This is a genomic window from Colwellia sp. 1_MG-2023, from assembly GCF_030546755.1.
In the GTDB taxonomy this organism is placed as follows: domain Bacteria; phylum Pseudomonadota; class Gammaproteobacteria; order Enterobacterales; family Alteromonadaceae; genus Thalassotalea_H.
The window spans coordinates 1-17,208 of sequence record NZ_JAUOPE010000023.1; the positions used below are offsets into that span (position 1 = coordinate 1).

At 35.8% G+C, this 17,208-nt stretch carries 16 protein-coding genes and 2 tRNA genes; 6 read left to right on the forward strand and 12 right to left on the reverse strand.

Annotated features, from left to right (window positions below; genetic code table 11):
- The 5 genes from Q4493_RS17585 to Q4493_RS17605 all read right to left on the reverse strand — a co-directional run bounded on the left by Q4493_RS17585 (position 1) and on the right by Q4493_RS17605 (position 3,545).
- Positions 1-73, reverse strand: a tRNA-Asp gene (locus Q4493_RS17585).
- A 172-nt stretch (positions 74-245) separates the two neighbouring features.
- Positions 246-1,538 carry a TIGR03503 family protein gene (locus Q4493_RS17590; protein WP_303455518.1) on the reverse strand — a complete coding sequence of 431 codons (1,293 nt, stop codon included), beginning with the start codon at positions 1,536-1,538 and terminating at the stop codon, positions 246-248.
- Positions 1,526-2,269: a DNA polymerase III subunit epsilon gene (dnaQ, locus tag Q4493_RS17595; protein ID WP_303455520.1), complete on the reverse strand. Its 744-nt coding sequence runs from the start codon at positions 2,267-2,269 to the stop codon at positions 1,526-1,528. Before dnaQ ends, Q4493_RS17590 begins: the two co-directional genes overlap by 13 nt.
- A gap of 51 nt (positions 2,270-2,320) precedes the next feature.
- Positions 2,321-2,806: a DUF2919 family protein gene (locus tag Q4493_RS17600; protein WP_303455522.1), complete on the reverse strand. Its 486-nt coding sequence runs from the start codon at positions 2,804-2,806 to the stop codon at positions 2,321-2,323.
- Positions 2,796-3,545: a DUF599 domain-containing protein gene (locus Q4493_RS17605; protein WP_303455563.1), complete on the reverse strand. Its 750-nt coding sequence runs from the start codon at positions 3,543-3,545 to the stop codon at positions 2,796-2,798. Before Q4493_RS17605 ends, Q4493_RS17600 begins: the two co-directional genes overlap by 11 nt.
- A gap of 259 nt (positions 3,546-3,804) precedes the next feature.
- On the opposite strand from Q4493_RS17605, the gene Q4493_RS17610 reads away from it, so the two are divergent.
- The gene (locus Q4493_RS17610) at positions 3,805-6,174 is read left to right on the forward strand and encodes a carbohydrate binding family 9 domain-containing protein (RefSeq protein ID WP_303455565.1); all 2,370 of its coding nucleotides are present in this window, start codon (positions 3,805-3,807) and stop codon (positions 6,172-6,174) included.
- A 107-nt stretch (positions 6,175-6,281) separates the two neighbouring features.
- On the opposite strand, the gene Q4493_RS17615 is transcribed toward Q4493_RS17610, so the two are convergent.
- Positions 6,282-7,151, reverse strand: a complete 870-nt coding sequence (locus Q4493_RS17615; RefSeq protein WP_303455567.1) for an RDD family protein — start codon at positions 7,149-7,151, stop codon at positions 6,282-6,284.
- 250 nt (positions 7,152-7,401) lie between these two features.
- On the opposite strand from Q4493_RS17615, the gene cysK reads away from it, so the two are divergent.
- Positions 7,402-8,370: a cysteine synthase A gene (gene cysK / locus Q4493_RS17620; RefSeq protein WP_303455569.1), complete on the forward strand. Its 969-nt coding sequence runs from the start codon at positions 7,402-7,404 to the stop codon at positions 8,368-8,370.
- A 200-nt stretch (positions 8,371-8,570) separates the two neighbouring features.
- Complete coding sequence (locus Q4493_RS17625) at positions 8,571-9,005, forward strand: hypothetical protein (RefSeq protein WP_303455571.1); 435 nt, start codon at positions 8,571-8,573, stop codon at positions 9,003-9,005.
- 98 nt (positions 9,006-9,103) lie between these two features.
- Here Q4493_RS17625 and ggt read toward each other — a convergent pair whose 3' ends face one another.
- Together ggt and Q4493_RS17635 are read right to left on the reverse strand one after the other, a co-directional pair.
- Positions 9,104-10,873, reverse strand: coding sequence for a gamma-glutamyltransferase (ggt, locus tag Q4493_RS17630; RefSeq protein WP_303455573.1), 1,770 nt, complete (start codon positions 10,871-10,873; stop codon positions 9,104-9,106).
- A gap of 22 nt (positions 10,874-10,895) precedes the next feature.
- Complete coding sequence (locus Q4493_RS17635) at positions 10,896-11,486, reverse strand: tRNA-uridine aminocarboxypropyltransferase (RefSeq protein WP_303455575.1); 591 nt, start codon at positions 11,484-11,486, stop codon at positions 10,896-10,898.
- A gap of 34 nt (positions 11,487-11,520) precedes the next feature.
- On the opposite strand from Q4493_RS17635, the gene rrtA reads away from it, so the two are divergent.
- Positions 11,521-12,132, forward strand: coding sequence for a rhombosortase (rrtA, locus tag Q4493_RS17640; protein ID WP_303455577.1), 612 nt, complete (start codon positions 11,521-11,523; stop codon positions 12,130-12,132).
- Between the two features lie 107 nt (positions 12,133-12,239).
- On the opposite strand, the gene Q4493_RS17645 is transcribed toward rrtA, so the two are convergent.
- The gene (locus Q4493_RS17645) at positions 12,240-13,106 is read right to left on the reverse strand and encodes an OmpA family protein (RefSeq protein WP_303455580.1); all 867 of its coding nucleotides are present in this window, start codon (positions 13,104-13,106) and stop codon (positions 12,240-12,242) included.
- Positions 13,107-13,283: 177 nt separating this feature from the next.
- On the opposite strand from Q4493_RS17645, the gene rnt reads away from it, so the two are divergent.
- On the forward strand, positions 13,284-13,976 hold the full coding sequence (gene rnt / locus Q4493_RS17650; protein ID WP_303455583.1) for a ribonuclease T: 693 nt from the start codon (positions 13,284-13,286) through the stop codon (positions 13,974-13,976).
- A gap of 112 nt (positions 13,977-14,088) precedes the next feature.
- Here the strand turns inward: rnt and Q4493_RS17655 are convergent, their stop codons facing one another.
- The 3 genes from Q4493_RS17655 to gltX all read right to left on the reverse strand — a co-directional run bounded on the left by Q4493_RS17655 (position 14,089) and on the right by gltX (position 16,876).
- The gene (locus Q4493_RS17655) at positions 14,089-14,463 is read right to left on the reverse strand and encodes a hypothetical protein (protein ID WP_303455586.1); all 375 of its coding nucleotides are present in this window, start codon (positions 14,461-14,463) and stop codon (positions 14,089-14,091) included.
- A gap of 106 nt (positions 14,464-14,569) precedes the next feature.
- Entirely contained in the window at positions 14,570-15,091 is a 522-nt protein-coding gene (locus Q4493_RS17660) for a hypothetical protein (protein ID WP_303455588.1), read from the reverse strand.
- A gap of 372 nt (positions 15,092-15,463) precedes the next feature.
- The gene (gene gltX / locus Q4493_RS17665; RefSeq protein ID WP_303455590.1) at positions 15,464-16,876 is read right to left on the reverse strand and encodes a glutamate--tRNA ligase; all 1,413 of its coding nucleotides are present in this window, start codon (positions 16,874-16,876) and stop codon (positions 15,464-15,466) included.
- A gap of 256 nt (positions 16,877-17,132) precedes the next feature.
- Here gltX and Q4493_RS17670 point away from each other — a divergent pair.
- Positions 17,133-17,208: transfer RNA gene (locus Q4493_RS17670), tRNA-Val, on the forward strand.

A 17,208-nucleotide genomic window follows, 5' to 3' on the forward strand; every position in this document is an offset into this window, starting at 1 on the left:
GGAGTGGACGGGACTCGAACCCGCGACCCCCGGCGTGACAGGCCGGTATTCTAACCAACTGAACTACCACTCCGCATATTAATCGCTGCTTTCAACAACAAGTCGTTGAATGCGGCGGGAATAATACGGTTAACAATCGAATGCGTCAACCACTTTTTTATATTCATTTACCTATATGAACAATTGATGACCAATAAGCAGAAAAACTCGACAAATATAAGTAGTTTTTCGTTTAAAACGTCAAATTATTGCTTTTTCTTTCGGATAAAAACAAAAACTCCAGCAGCAATTAACATGATCACTAGATTTGAAATGCCAATAATTATCAAGGTTTGCTGTTGCGCTGCTTCTTGCTCTGCTTTAGCTTGTGCTATTTCCATTTCAAGTTGTGCTTTATCTTCGGCAATTTTAGCTGCTAAGGCTTCAGCAGCTTGCTCAGCTTGACTGATTGCATCATCTTCAAGTGTAGGAACAAGCGGACCATTTAATCGATCAACATTAAATGAAAAATCTGGCACTACTAATCGAAATTCTCTCCCATTTATAGTTTCACCAAAGGCATTTAAACTAATACGATGAATACCTGGCTCTGTATAACCTACTTGTTTCACCCGAGTTATACCACTCCCTTGCATAATGGCAAATGGTTCAGTTTGTTTATCAGGAAACGTTATTTTCCCTTGAAAGACCATACTGTCTGGATCTATAAAAGTATCATCAAGGTTTAAAGTAACAATATGAAACTCTAGTGGATCGGTAGTTGTTTCAACAGTAATGGTAACGGGGTTTGCTTGTAAAATAATTGGTTTTTGTCGTAGCTCGCGTGTTGCCATTGGCATAATGACTTTATAGATGGGTAACCATTCACCTGGTGAAAAATCTAAATTAAATTCTGCGGTAAAGATTCCATCTTTGGCATATTCATCTAAATCATAGCCATCATCTCTAAATGAGCCTATTTGAATGGGTTGAGCACCAAAATTATCGTAACTAGTATTGTTGGTACTAAAAAAATCAACGTCAAGTTTCACTACATCATCAAACAAAGGATCATCAACGACTTGCTCCCGATTAAATATTTGCCCTTTTATTTTTAACGTCTCGCCTGATAAAGCAATTTCTGGGATCGGATCAACTTTTAACGTTACTTCAGAAACCAACATGATTTTGCTATTAGGTAAAATATCACCAATCGCTTGCCAAGGCCCAGGCATAGGTTGCTTAATCGTAATTAAATCAAAGGTTCTATCGTCATACCATTCAACTTTATCTTTCGGAAAGTTATTCACTTTCAATTTACTGCCATCTGGACGTACTAAAATGATAGGTGGTGAACCGTTTTTTCGATAAAAAAGTAACGTAATTTCATCCAGTTGCGCATCAATATGAAATCGATTATCAAAATATGGAATTTGATTGGTTATATCATCTTGTTCATAATATTTTACATCGGGCATTTGATCTTGTGCAGTCAAATCAGCAGGTAAAAAGATAATTACCACTAATGCCCAAATTTTTAACCAACTCAATTTTTCCATATGGGTTCGCTCCCCTTTTCAGCAACAATGGCTAATCTTTTTTGATGTTCTATTACTTCATCGGCCGTTGCATAGATAATCTTTAATTTTTCACGGTTTACCGGTAAACGTTTAATGGCATTAGCGTCTTCACCTTCTGAGCTTCCTTCACCAACCGTTAAATTTAATGCCGATTGTTTACGCGTCATTTCAATGTAAACAAAGCCTAGCAACTGAGCATCAATCAAAGCGCCGTGATAAGTTCGATCAACTAATTTATCAACTCGATAATGCCTTGCCAAAAAGTCTAAGGTTTTAGGGGAGCCAAATTCATCTTTTGACACTTTTAAAGTATCTGTCACAGTACAGATATCATGCGTCATGGGTAAATTTGCTTTTGCCATTGAAAACTCATGATCCATAAAACCAACATCAAATTTAGCATTATGAATAACAAGTTCAGCACCTTTGATAAAATCAATAAACTCTTGTGCTACCTGATCAAATTGGGGTTTATCACTGAGAAATTCATCCGTTAAACCATGAACATTGATAACTTCTTGATCCATGATCATTTGCATACCATGCTGCATAGGTTTGATATAAGCGTGATAAGTTCTCCCGGTAAGTTGTCGATTGATCATTTCTACACAACCAATTTCAACAATTCGGTGCCCTTCTCTTGGGTTAATCCCGGTTGTTTCGGTATCAAGAATAACGAGGCGTTGTTCTTTATTATCTTCTTTTGTCAAAATATAACCTATCTGTGTATTGCACTAATTAACGATGATTGCTTGCTGATATTATTCCGGTAACTTTTCTGGAAATTCAGCGATATTGATTTGAATTCGATTATTTTTAAATAACAAAAAACCAAACAAAATAACTACACTGGCATTTACTATTACCCAAGTTAATGTTTGAATTTGCCAGTAAAAATACCCGATGAGATTGACCGCTAAATCAAAGATCAGTGCTGACATCAAAATAACACGAATATATCGCCAACTATTTTTTATCCAAAGCTTAGCTTCTGGCCTTCTTAAACTTAGAATAACTAATACAAACAATCCTAAACTGCCGGATAATAAACTTAAATAAAAAAGACTAGGCTCTGGATAAATCCACTGTATCACCCCAACTTTATCTCTTAAATTTGATACCGACATTAACCAAACGATATAGCCTCGTAGAACAAAGACCACAATAAGATAAATAAGCTTTGATATTTTTAAACAATCAAAGTTATCAAAGTCAGATGTTGAGTATTGTGCATAACTATGACTCATTTTTCTTAAGGGTTTCAACGGGTGGAAATCTAGTGTTACGTTCAATATCTAAAAATTCTTGGCCAGCTGTGATTGCTTTAACCGTTTTCGATTTAAATTCTCGAATAAATAAGGTGTAAACAACAAAAAGGCTAGCAAAAATAAAGAGTAATGGATGAAAGAACCAGCAGATAGCCGCCATAGAAAAATAATATGAACGTAAACCATAATTATATGAATGTGCCGCTTGGTCTTGCACTATAGCCATTTGTTTTGCATAACTGCGTAAATTTTCATTCGTGCCTGACTCATCAATCGGCGCAGCCCCTATCATCACATTGATAAAACCATATTGACGCATTGACCAAGTAAATTGAAAAAAGGCCAGCACAAAAATAAACGCTAATAAGCCGAGTTTAAATTGCACAACCGAATGTGAAGACAGTTCGGCATAAGGAATAGATTGTATCACTGCTTCTAGTTTTTCAACTTGAGAGAATAGTGTTAATACACCCGCTAAAACCAGTAATGTAGAAGAGGCAAAGAAGGCAATATTTCTTTCTAGATTAGCAAGCAATGCTGCTTCACCTACCCTTATATCTCGTGTGATCACTTCATACATCCAGTGAATTCTGTGCTGATGTAAGCATTTTGCAATACAATTAGTATCTTTCGCTTTTCTTTTAGCGAAAACTGTATAGCCAAACCAACACATTAAAAAGCAAGCTAATGCAAAAACATTTAAAATTGAAATAAACATAATATTAGTAACTATTTAAACTTATTAAGATTATGCAGTAGTTATTCTTAATATTCGACTACTAAATAATAATTCACTCTGAAAATTCAATATAGAAAGTATAATCCTCTCTATCATTAAATTTGTAATTAAGAAGACAAGCAAATATTAACAAATTATTAATTTTCATTGTATTACCACACTATATTTGTAAAAATCTATGTCAAAGGATGTACTGTAATAAAGCAGTCAAAAAAATAATAATAATTGGGAGTGCTCCATGCAGTTAATCAGTCGTTACTGCTTATTGACTATTTGTTCAGTTGTGTTGTTTATCAACAACCCTATACAAACATTCGCGCAAGAAATCGTCCCCCCCATTAATATGCCCTCAGTTAAGCTTTCAGCAAAAATTGATGGCGAGTTGCATGATGAAATTTGGCAACACGCGAAAACCTTTGATTTATCCATCGTCAATTATCCATGGAATAACAAAGCCAGTCCGGTTAAAACAACCGCTAAAATCATCGAAAATGGTGAATATATTTATGTCAGCTTTATCGCCGAAGATCCTCAGCCTGAAAAAATTCAAGCGTTTTTAGGAGACCGAGATACCCGTTGGGGTGATGATATAGTTGGGATTAAATTTGATACTTTTAATAACCGCCGTTTAAATTACGAATTTTTTGTCAATCCATTCGGCGTTCAGCTTGATAGTATTAAAAACGAAATGACCGGAAGCAGTAACGATTCTTGGAATGGCATTTGGGATTCGTACGGTAAAATTACTCCTGAAGGCTATCAAGTAGAAATAGCGATCCCATATCGCATACTCAATTTTGAAGATAACAACGATGTTAAAACGTGGGCATTTGAATTAATTCGCTCATATCCAAGAGATACTCGTTTACGTATTTCTCATATTCCCTTAGATCGAAATAACGATTGTTGGTTGTGTCAGTATCCTGAAATTCATGGTTTCAAAGAAGCTAAAACCGGAAAAAACCTAATGGTTACTCCGGCAATTGTTGCCAATAAAAATGAAACAAAAGATATTTATAACCCTGATGACAAGTGGCAAAGCGATAATGATTTAGATGCCGGTATTGATATGCGTTGGGGCATCAATGCAAATACCTTATTAAATGTTACCCTTAATCCTGACTTTTCAACAGTAGAAGTGGATTCAGGCCAATTAAGCATAAATAAAACCTATTCCTTATTTTATGATGAAAAACGCCCTTTTTTCCTTGAAAACGCTGATTACTTCTCCAGCAATTATGATCTGGTTTACACACGAAATATTGCGGATCCTGATTACGGAGCTAAAATAACCGGCACCGAACAATCTCATAGCTATGGTTTTTTTATCACGAACGATACTGAAACTAACTTTTTCGTTCCTGGTAATACCGGCTCTGATTTAGCGACATTAAATAGAGAAAGTCATTCGGCTGCGTTCAAATATCGCTACGACTTTACCGATGATCTTTCTGTAGGCGCTATTAGTACATTGAGAACCGCAGATGATTATCATAACTATGTATTTGGTATTGATAGTAAATACCGCTTTGATGACTCAAATACCTTTTCAGGACAATTACTTAATTCGAATACTCAATATCCAACAGATCTGTATCAAAGTTTTTGCTATGGCGACAATGATAGCGACTGTGATCAAGCAAAGGATGTCGATTGTATCTTTGGAAATTGTCAATTCTCAGAACAAGTACATCGGACAAAGTTTGACAATGAGATCACAGATTTAGCTTATAAAGCGAGCTTTGAGCATAATTCTGAATACTGGAATATCACTGCAGAACACCAAAATATTGGCAAAAAATTTAGAGCTGATTTAGGTTACATGCCTAGAGCTGATTATCAATCAGATAAAATATTACTCGATCGCCTCTTTTATGGTGAAGATAATACGTTTTGGCAAGAAGCAAAAATATCTGGGCTTTGGCAAATAAAACACAATGAAAAAGGTGAGTTATTAGATAAAACACTCGCAACAAGCTTCACCATTGATGGCCCCATGTTATCAACCTTTGATGCTATGTTTACTTATGCTGATAAAATTGGCTTGCGTGAAAATGAGTCGAGCTTAGCCATAGATGGAAACACTACTCGATTTACGGAGAAATTAGCTACCTTCTATGCAAATGTTCAACCTAATTCTCAATTATACCTAGAAACAGAATTCATCGTCGGTGATAAAATTGATTATCGTAATAACCGTTTAGGTGATTATCGAGAGCTATACGCGAACCTTTCCTATAATTTTACACGCCATTTAGAAGCTGAACTTTATTATACCAATAGTAAATTAGATGCAAATGACGCAAATGTTTATCAAGCCAGTTTAACGGAGTTGCGTATTTCATATCAGTTTGATGTTCATAGTTATTTAAAGTTAAATTTAGTGCATAGTGATATTGATAGAACCCCAGATAATAACCCTTATCTTAATGTTTCAAAAAGAAATAAGAATTTATCAAGCCAATTAATTTATGCTTACAAACTGAACCCACAAACGGTGTTTTACTTAGGCTATTCTGATAATAGTTATCAAGATGATTATTTGAATCATTTAGAGCGAGAGCAACGAACCTTTTTCACTAAAATTAGCTATGCTTGGATGCCTTAAATTTTTCTAAACTTAAACCTAAACCTGAATTCGATCAAGACCCAGAAAAATCAATTTAAAGGCCATTAATAAAATCAAATAATTTAATAAATTGCTAATAAGAAAAGTTAACTCGTTTGCTCTCTCTTATTAGCTTTTTTCACATCAATAACTATGGTTGCTGAAATTTTGTCATGAATAGCTTGTCGATTGGGATCCCAATAAATCTGTAAAAAGCCTAGTAAACCTGTTGCTAACCCTGCGCCATATCCTCCGTAACGCCCAAAACTATCCCAAATTGACAAAGGAGAACCATCAAGCTGAATGACCCGAATTTTCAGGAGTTTTTTTCCTGGTGTTTGGCCATTCCATAAAGCTGTTAACACGGTAAAATAAAAAACTGCCCAACCAAAACTCAAGCCGAGATCATTTATCACACCTTTGCCCCATTCAACGCCTTTATATACAAATGATTGTGTATCTTGTGGCCCTATCGTGGTGTTTGAATCTGGTTTTGCAATATTTTTTGCTAGTTCAACCGTATTGTTTGAAGAATGCTCAGCGTTAATTTTCTCACTGCTGACTTCCTCGTTTACTAGCTCTGTATTAGCTGTTTCGTTTTTAGTCAAAGAATCAAACAGGTTTGGCACCGTTGAAGCTAATATACTTAATAAGATAATCGTCCCTAAGATTCTGAGTAAGAATTTACGCAATCCTCTTCTTTTACCTAATTGTTGCGCTCTTTTTTTACTGCCGATACGAAAAAATGTTAAGCCCACAACAAAGGCTAAAACTTCACTAGGTGTTTCAGCTAACAAGAAGATAAGCATAAAATCGATACACAAAGCAGCGCCTCTCTTCCATGGGGTTGCTAAAGGTAAACCAAATAACGACTTATCAATTTCAAAAGCAAAAGGCGTTAAGATTTGCTTTGTTTCTTGCACCGTTAACACATGGGCTTTTTGTGTGTTTGTTTTTAAACTATTCTCTGAAGTCATCATCTTTCCTTCGGATTTTCATCAAAATAACGAACGTATTAACATCTATTTATTACGACACTTATCAACAATAACAACCAGTACCACATAAGATAAGCTTATTCCATTTTAGAATATAAGATATAACGAATCGTCACTTCTTTTTAACTAAATAAACGCTAATATTACCCTTAATAGATAGCAACCTACTAAATTAGTTAATTGCTGTCTTAAAAACTAATAAATAACTAATGTTCCAAAGGAATAGCAAATGCCTAATATATTTGAAGATAACTCAACAGCAATTGGTAAAACACCACTTGTTAAACTAAATAGAGTCACTGGTGGTAACGTTTTTGCTAAGGTAGAGTCAAGAAATCCAAGCTTTAGTGTTAAATGCCGCATCGGCGCAAATATGATTTGGGATGCAGAAAAGCGTGGTGAGTTAGTGGCAGGCAAAGAAATTGTAGAACCAACTAGTGGCAATACAGGGATTGCTTTAGCTTTTGTTGCTGCTGCTAGAGGCTATGGTATTACATTAACTATGCCGGCAACGATGAGTTTAGAACGCAGAAAATTATTATCCGCTTTAGGCGCAAAACTAGAATTAACTGATGGCGCAAAAGGTATGGGTGGTGCTATTGCTAAAGCTCAAGAAATAAAAGATTCAGATCCTGAGAAATTTGTTTTATTAGGTCAATTTGAAAACCCAGCTAACCCTGAAATTCATGAGAAAACTACCGGTCCTGAAATTTGGGAAGATACTGATGGCAACATTGATATTTTTGTAGCGGGTGTTGGTACAGGCGGTACAATTACTGGTGTAAGTCGTTACATAAAAAATGTTGCGGGTAAAAATATCACTTCTGTTGCTGTTGAACCTGTTGACTCTCCTGTTATTTCGCAAAAATTAGCGGGTGAAGAATTAAAACCTGGACCGCATAAAATTCAAGGGATCGGAGCTGGTTTTATTCCAGGAAACTTAGATCTTGATGTGATCGATGCCGTTGAACAAGTATCAAATGAAGATGCAATGGAAATGGCCCACAAACTAATGAAAGAAGAAGGTATTTTAGCCGGTATTTCTTCTGGGGCGGCTGTTGTTGCAGCAAAACGTTTAGCAGAGAAACCAGAAAATGCCGATAAAAACATTGTGGTAATATTGCCAAGTTCTGCTGAGCGTTATTTATCAAGTGCTTTATTCACTGATACTTTTTCAGATAAAGAACTTGTTCAATAATATAGTGATTTAACAATGTAAATGAAACGATCAGTTTCAATTCAATAACTAAAAGGTGCCTCGGCACCTTTTTTTATTTTTAGACTATAATACAATTCATATAAACTGATAAATATCTATTACTTAGCTTCTTTAAGCGTAGAACTTAGACTTTACTTTATTGTATGATATTACTATTAACAGGTTAAAAACTTCTCATTATGTATAAATATTTTAAAACATCTCTTTTTTTACTGCTTTTCACGTTAGTTGGGTGTAATGATGGTGAGGAGCCTATTAGTGAAATAGATAATCCAGAATTAGTAACTGTTGCTTTTTTTAATGCCCTATATAATGAAAAAGATATTACAAAAGCGGCTTCAGTTTGCTCCCCTAAATTGGCACGTATTATTCTTCACTATAAATCAGCGAAAGCCGTAGGCAGACATCTCTTTAATATGTCGTATGACAAGGTCGAAATTACCCCTGACGATACCGGCGTAAAAGTACGAGAACAATTTAAAAACAAGGCAGTAATTACCGTTTATTTTAATGGTGTTTATCATGACGATAATCTTAAAGATGTAAAACGCGTATCGTTACTGCAAGTAGATGATAAATGGGTGATAGATAAAATATTAAAAGATCCTTTTTAGCTATCAGCACAACTCCTAAATTAACAAAATTTAAATTTAAAAAAATGGCCTTAAATGGCCATTTTTTTATGTCTTATCGTTAACAATTACAGTAAAAATTATTTCCCCATCACTTTTCCCTCTCTGCGAGGGTCTGCACCACCTATCAAACCACTATTTCTCACTTCAATAGCATGAATACCACTGTTTAAATCTCTGACCACAATGTTATGCCCTTTTGCCTCTAAACCTGATTTTAATTTAAGAATTGAAGTGTTCTTTTCTAAGGTTGTGACTTTATTTCTGTTAGTAATTTTAGGTAAATTTATCGCTTGTTGAGGGTCAAGTTGCCAATCAAGTATGGCTAAAATCGTTTGTGTTACATAATTAATAATTCGACTGCCGCCAGGAGAGCCCACCACCAATTTTAGTTTTTCACCTTCAAACACCATCATTGGCGCCATTGAACTGCGCGGTCTTTTTAATGGCTCTAAACGGTTTGCTACAAGTTTACCGTTTACTTTCGGTGATAATGAAAAATCAGTTAATTGATTATTTAGAATAAAACCTTCAACCATCACTGCTGAACCAAATGCCATTTCAATACTGGTAGTCATAGAAACAGCGTTCCCCTGATCATCAACAATAGAAATATGACTGGTAGATGGTAATTCTAAAGCTAAATCATCTGCTAAGGCGACACTGCCAACAGGTTCACCTGGTTGAGCTGGTCCCATATCTTGATGAATGTTAATTAACTTTGAACGTTGTGCTAAATACTCTTTTGATAACAAACCTGATACTGGCACATCAACAAAATCACTATCTGCAATATATCGATTGCGATCAGCAAAGGCTAAACGTGAACTTTGTGTATACAAATGGGAAGTTTGCACATCTTCAAGTTCACGTTTGTGTAATTGAAACGGCTCTAATTGCGCCATAATTTGGATAACCGCAATTCCCCCTGAACTTGGCGGAGCCATACCACAGACTTTATAGAATCGATAAGGCCCACAAACTGGCTCTCTTTCTATAGCCTGATAGTTTTTCATATCATTTAACGATAATAATCCTGGTGCGATTGATGAGTTTTGTACTGCTGAAACAATTTTTTCAGCAATCCAACCTTGATAGAAAGGTTTTATCCCCTCTTTTGCAAGACTTCGGTAGACCTTACCAAGTTTTGGATTTCTTAGTTTATCTCCAGCTTTAATCGCTCGACCATTAGGAAATAAATAACGACGAATATTGGGTAACTCAGTAATACCAGGGTTATATTGCATTTCAACTAACTTCGCTAATCGAGGAGAAACAGTAAAGCCTCTCTCTGCTAGATTAATTGCATCTTTAAATAATGCCTGCCAAGGAAGTTTGCCATATTGTTGATGCGCTTTATGTAATGAAGCTAAAACACCAGGAACTCCCACAGAGCGACCACCAACAACAGCTTTGATCCACGGAATTGCTTTTCCTTTCTCATCAAGAAACAAACCGGATGTAGCTAACCCAGGAGCTGTTTCTCTGCCGTCAAAAGTTGTCAGTTTATTGTTATTATTATCCCAATGAAGAATAAACGCCCCACCACCGATACCAGAAGATTGAGGTTCAACTAAGGTTAATGCTAATTGCACAGCAATAGCGGCATCAATAGCACTTCCCCCTTGTGCTAAAATATTGTTACCAATCTTACTTGCATAAGGATTGGCAGCAGCAACCATATACGTTTTTGTTTTAACTGCCTTTTTTTCAATAATCCCCGTCGCTGCTTCTGGCTCTCTATCTTCCTGTATCAACGACTGACTATTCAGTGGCTCAGCGTTTACCGATCCAATGCTATAAACCAACAGCGCACTAATACATATACTTTGATAAAACTTTACAAACATATCTTACCTTTGAAATTTAATATTATCGTTTTACCACAAACGATAATTGCATTTGATTAAAGTTAATAAACTGATTAAGCAAGCCAGAATACTTGTCTTTATCATTTTCCATCAGCGCCAAACCATAACAACAAGCTTCTAACGTTGATAACGCTCCTGGTTTTTGTGTTTTTCTTATCTGATATTGACCAAGTATATTATCGGGTAATACTCGTTGAGGTATTTTCTGTAATACTTCATTTATCATATAGATACGATACGCTTTTTTCCATGTACCATCGAGTAAAATAATACACTTTATATCGTTTGCTAAATGATTATTAGCGTTTTCCTTTATGATTTCAGCCTGTTCAGAAGGGTAAACTAAAGCAATATGGCCTTTATATTGTTTTAAGACGGCTAAAAATGCTTCATGTTCAGTAAAGTCTTCCGCAATAAATACCTGACATGAAGCTAATGACTGAGATAAAAGTGTCACTGTCCCTTTACTTTGTTTTTCTTCACTGGGGTGCTGTAAAACAACCACATGAATATCATTATTTGTCGGGTAAATTAAATGACAAATACAGCTAACTTGTGGTCGTTGACATACGTTACAATAAGGTCGAGACATATAATAAAAACACTACACGATTAAATATAAGACTATGTTCCAGTTAAAAAAACTTCCAATACAAACAACTCATGTAATTGCGCCGTTTATATTACTCATCGTCGCGATGGCTTGCTTTATATTTAACAGTCAAATCAGTGAATTATTTATTTATAATCGCTCACTGGTCATTGACCACCAATATTGGCGTTTATTAACTGGTCACGTTTTTCACACTAATTATGCCCATTTATTATTAAATACGCTCGCAATAATTTTACTATGGGCACTTCATGGGCAGTTTTATTCTACGAGACAATATTGTTTACTTGTAATATTTAGCAGTATTGTGATCAGCATCGCCATTTTTATATTAACCCCTGAAATGACAAAATATGTCGGTTTATCTGGTGTATTACATGCCTTATTTATTTGGGGAGCACTTAAAGATATCGCACACAAAGATAAAACCGGTTATCTGTTATTAATAGGTGCAATCATTAAAATAACTCACGAACAAATATATGGTCCAAGTGAAGATATAACCAAACTTATTCATGCAGATGTTGCGATAGATGCTCATTTATGGGGAGCCATCGCTGGTCTATTATTTTATTTATTGGCTTGTTTATTCAGTACAATAATCAAAAAAACCTCACAAGCTTGAGCCAATGAAAATAAACCGTACGTTAATTCTGACACAAAAAAGCCTAACTTAATTAAGTTAGGCTTTTTAAAAACGAATGATTCAACGGCTCAAGTTTTTAGCTAACGCTATGGCTTATCCATTCTTATCACTACACGTCTATTTTTAGCGCGACCTAACACAGTATCATTGGCAGCAATATGGCGTTTTTCACCATAACCTTTTGCTTCAATACGGCTTGCATCAATACCGTTTTGAACAAAATATTCTCTGATTTTATTGGCGCGTTTTTCAGAAGTTTTTTGGTTAATATTACGAGCACCATAACTATCCGAAAAACCATCGATTAATACTAACTCTAGATCCGTATCTAAGCTTAAGTATTCTTTGATCATGGAGATTCTTTTTTGCGATGATTTAGTAAATTTATCACTGCCAAATTCAAAGTTAAGCACTGTATAGGCGATATCATCAAAACTATAATTTAATAAATTGCCAACACAACCAACAAAATCTTGATAAGCTTTATGGAAGCGTGATGTGGATAATCCAACGGCGATTTTATCGTTATCGTTATACCAATCATCGTAATAAAACGTAGGACTCATACCTTGTTCAAGCTCAGATAACATAGTCCAAGCGACCTTTTTAGGTAGGTCAGGAGCAAATTGTTTATGTAGTTTCATATCGGCCAAAGTTCTACTCGCAACACCTGGACGCCAATTAGGAGCAACCGCTCTAACTTGTGCTAATGAATAATTATCAGGAAGGCGCAACATGTCTAGTTCAAATTCCATATTAGTTTTTCTATTAGCCGTACTGTAAAATTTGGCTTCGCCATAATTAGGAATTTGATGCGATAAAGTACATTTTAGTCGAGAATCTTTTGTCAGTTGCCACTGCGAACTACCCAGATCAGCATGATACTGTCTGATGCCGGCATTGGTCTGACTAACAAATATACTCAAACTTATGGCTATTAACGTTTTTTTCATAACTATTTTATCTGATTACTAAGCTTCTTAAATTTTATCGACACAAAACTAAATAACTTTAACGACTATTTACTTATTCTGGCTGATCTTTACAAATATTTCTAGAAAGACTTTAGTTAAACGGTGGTTTTCTGCGATAATGCCCTTTGCATTAACATAAGTATTTGAATTAGGCATATGACTGAAGAAACAAAAATAATAAATAACTCACCAGAAAAGAGTAAAGAAAAATCAGCTTATGCGGCACGTTTTAGAGGATACTACCCTGTTGTGGTAGATGTAGAAACCGCGGGTTTCAACGCTACTACCGATGCCTTATTGGAAATAGCGGCAAGTACATTACGCTTAGATGAAGAATCTGGACTTTTCAGTTTAGACGAAACGATACATTTTAATGTTGAGCCTTTTGAAGGGGCAAATTTAGAGCCAGCTGCCCTTGAATTTACGGGAATAGATCCAACCAATCCATTACGAGGTGCAGTAAGTGAGGAAGAAGCGCTAAAAGCCATTTTCAAACTAATTCGTAAAAAAATGAAAGCGGCTGGTTGTCAACGCGCGATTATGGTTGCCCATAATGCTGCGTTCGATTTAGGTTTTGTTAATGCCGCAACAGAGCGATGCAATATTAAGCGCTCACCTTTTCACCCTTTTGTCAGTTTCGATACGACAACTTTGTCTGGGCTCGCCTTAGGTCAAACTGTGCTAGCAAAAGCGTGTAAAACAGCAAAGATTGATTTTGATAACAAAGAAGCACATTCAGCATTATATGACACAGAAAAAACCGCTGAATTATTTTGTTTTATTGTGAATAAATGGCAAACACTTGGTGGTTGGCCGCTTATTAATGATGATGAACCACAAGGTTCTTAGAAAGTAATCCGTTTAAATATTTTCCTGAGCTAAATTTTCCTGTGCAAAATTACTGAACTAAATTACTGAACTAAATTGCTGAGCTAAATTACTGAGTAATTGTTTACATTTTTCAAAATAAAGAGGGCGATTTAGCGCGATTATTTTTTCGACAAAGTAAATTTCGCAACGCTAAAACCAATAACGTAAAAGCGGCAAATTGATACAGTGGATTCACGGTACTCATCAAAACAAATATGCCAATAGCCACATAAGTGTATGGTAAGTATTCATATACAAGCTCAGGGAAAAGGTATTTAATCGAATGCGTTTTATGTTTATCTAAACGTCGATGAGCTGAACGAGACACTAACACAATACAAGCAACGGCATAAAATATTCCTGCTGAAAAAATTAATGCCCACCCGTCACCAAGCGCCAGCAAACCACCGCTCGCTAAAAAATATAGATAAGGTAAATTTTCATAGACTGTTTTAGGTAACACCATGATATTTCTCTCCTTGTAATATATATTTAGTGTAGCGCTAAAAAAGAGAATCGCTAATTTGAGCAATTAGGGGCTGTTGATCTTTTTGCCAATATAATCGTCTTTGTTAAACATTTTCATCTTGTAGCCACTCTACGTAACTAATAAAAAACCCTTTCCAAAAGTCGGTGTTCTCACTGATATTGGCAAGCTGCATTCCAAAGGTTTCAAGTTTTTCCAAATCAAAAATAGCCGTACTATCTGGAACAAATTTCGGTTCATTTTGTTCAGTAAAATGAAAAAGCAAATCAATACATTCAATAAACCCCGTTAACCTTGTGGCTACAAGTGTTGTTTGCCATTGCTCGGTTGTTTCGTTGAAAACAGCCGTATATACGGGCAAATGAGCACTATTTACCTCAACAAAATATGGGTCAGCTAACTCAGTGTCTTTCGCGATAACCAACCAATTTCGTTGCCATGAACCTTGTTGACTACTGGTAATATTCGCACCATTTTTATCAATCGAATAACCAATTTGAGCCTTTTGAATCGCTCTTTCATCGGTAATAAACTTTATCCCTTGCGGACCTAAATAAGCTTCAGGTTGCGCCGATTTTAGTAGTGATAATATTTCTGTAGTATCCATTATATGACTCTTTAATTTCACCCATTTACAAAGAAATAATTAGGGCGTGTTGATCTTTCGCGATGATTTTTGCAACTGTTTGTTTGGTATTTATACAAAGCATTGCGATTGTTATGTGGTTATTCCACCTCAATGAGCAAAAATGCAGTAGAAATGACAAACAAACGTTGCCCGAAGGGTTCAATTAAAAGCCATTTTTTATTCGTTGTTCGCTATTTACATGGAACAACCATGCTACTTAACTCACGCCTTGAATAAATGGCTTTTATTTTGAACAAAATTTAACCTCGAAAGATCAACACGCCCTAGGCTAAAAAAACAAAAGCCAATGTCTTAAAAAGAACATTGGCTTTTTAATGATAATTCAACAAATTAACTATTTGCGATTCTAGCTTCTACAACCGCTAATGCTTGGTCGATTCTTGCCAGCACTTTGTTTTGATCAAGTAAAGCTAAAGTAATATCGAGCGAAGGCGAATTACCACCACCAGTCGCCGCAACACGCAATGGCATACCGACTTTACCCATACCAACTTCTAACTCGGTAGCAGTATCATTAATTGCTGCATGAATAAGCTCTGGCGACCACGACGTTAATTCGGCTAACTTTTGTTTTACTAAAATGAGTGGCTCTTTTACCACGGGACGTAAATGCTTTTTAACAGCTGTTGCATCTAATTCAGTAAAATCTTCATAAAAATAACGAGAAATTTCTGCCATCTCTTTTAAAGTTTTTACGCGATCAGCCTGAACTTTAACAATTTCTTCTAAAGCTGGGCCATTATCCGTATTGATACCTTGATCTGCCATGTGCCAAGCTAAATGTTTTGCTACATACTCAGGAGCCAAAGTTTTCATATAATGCTGATTTACCCAAATAAGTTTATCAGTATTAAAGCCTGATGGCGCACGGTTACAATCTTTCAAATCAAATAATTCGATCATTTCTTCACGAGAGAATATTTCTTGATCGCCATGTGACCAACCTAAACGTACTAAATAGTTTAATAATGCTTCAGGTAAGTAACCGTCATCACGGTATTGCATCACACTCACGGCGCCATGACGTTTAGATAAACGTTTACCGTCATCACCCAAAATCATCGGAATATGCGCATACTCAGGGATTTCAGCACCAAGGGCTTTTAAAATATTAATTTGCTTAGGGGTATTACTAATATGATCATCACCACGAACCACATGTGATACCTTCATATCCCAGTCATCGACAACAACGGTTAAATTGTATGTTGGTGTACCGTCGGTACGAGCAAGAATTAAATCATCTAATTGCTCATTACTTATCGTAATATCACCTTTTACCATATCTTTAATAACCACATCACCGTCTAATGGATTTTTAAAGCGAATAACATAAGGCTGATCTTCAGGGTGATCAGTGCGGTCACGCCACATGCCATTGTATTTTTCAATTTCACCTTTTGCTTTAGCTTCTTCACGCATGGCGTCAACTTCTTCTGCTGTACAGTAACAACGGTAAGCATGACCAGATGCTAATAATTGCTCAATAACTTCTTTATAGCGATCGAAACGTTTAGTTTGGAAATAAGGACCATGTGTCCATGCTAGGTTTAGCCAGTTCATACCATCCATAATGGCATCAACTGACGCTTGCGTAGAACGCTCTAGATCAGTGTCTTCAATACGAAGAATAAAGTCACCGCCATTTTTCTTAGCGTATAACCAACTGTAAAGTGCGGTACGCGCGCCACCAACATGTAAATATCCCGTAGGGCTTGGTGCAAATCGAGTTGTTAAGCTCATAAAAGTCTCACTATAATATTCAGACTTAAGGAAGTCCTGAAGTCGTAAAATGATGTCGATAAAAATTGGCGACATTTTAACAGGCAATGAAACTGAATACATCTATTGTCTAAAACAAACCAACAAAAAGAGTACAAAATAATCAAGATGTTGATTATTACAGCAGTTAAATTAAATTAATGAAAAAAAGCAAAAAAATGCTTTAGTTTTAGTTGACAGAAATTACGATCTCCCTATAATACGCCACCACAGAGATGGACGATTAGCTCAGTTGGGAGAGCACCGCCCTTACAAGGCGGGGGTCACTGGTTCAAGCCCAGTATCGTCCACCA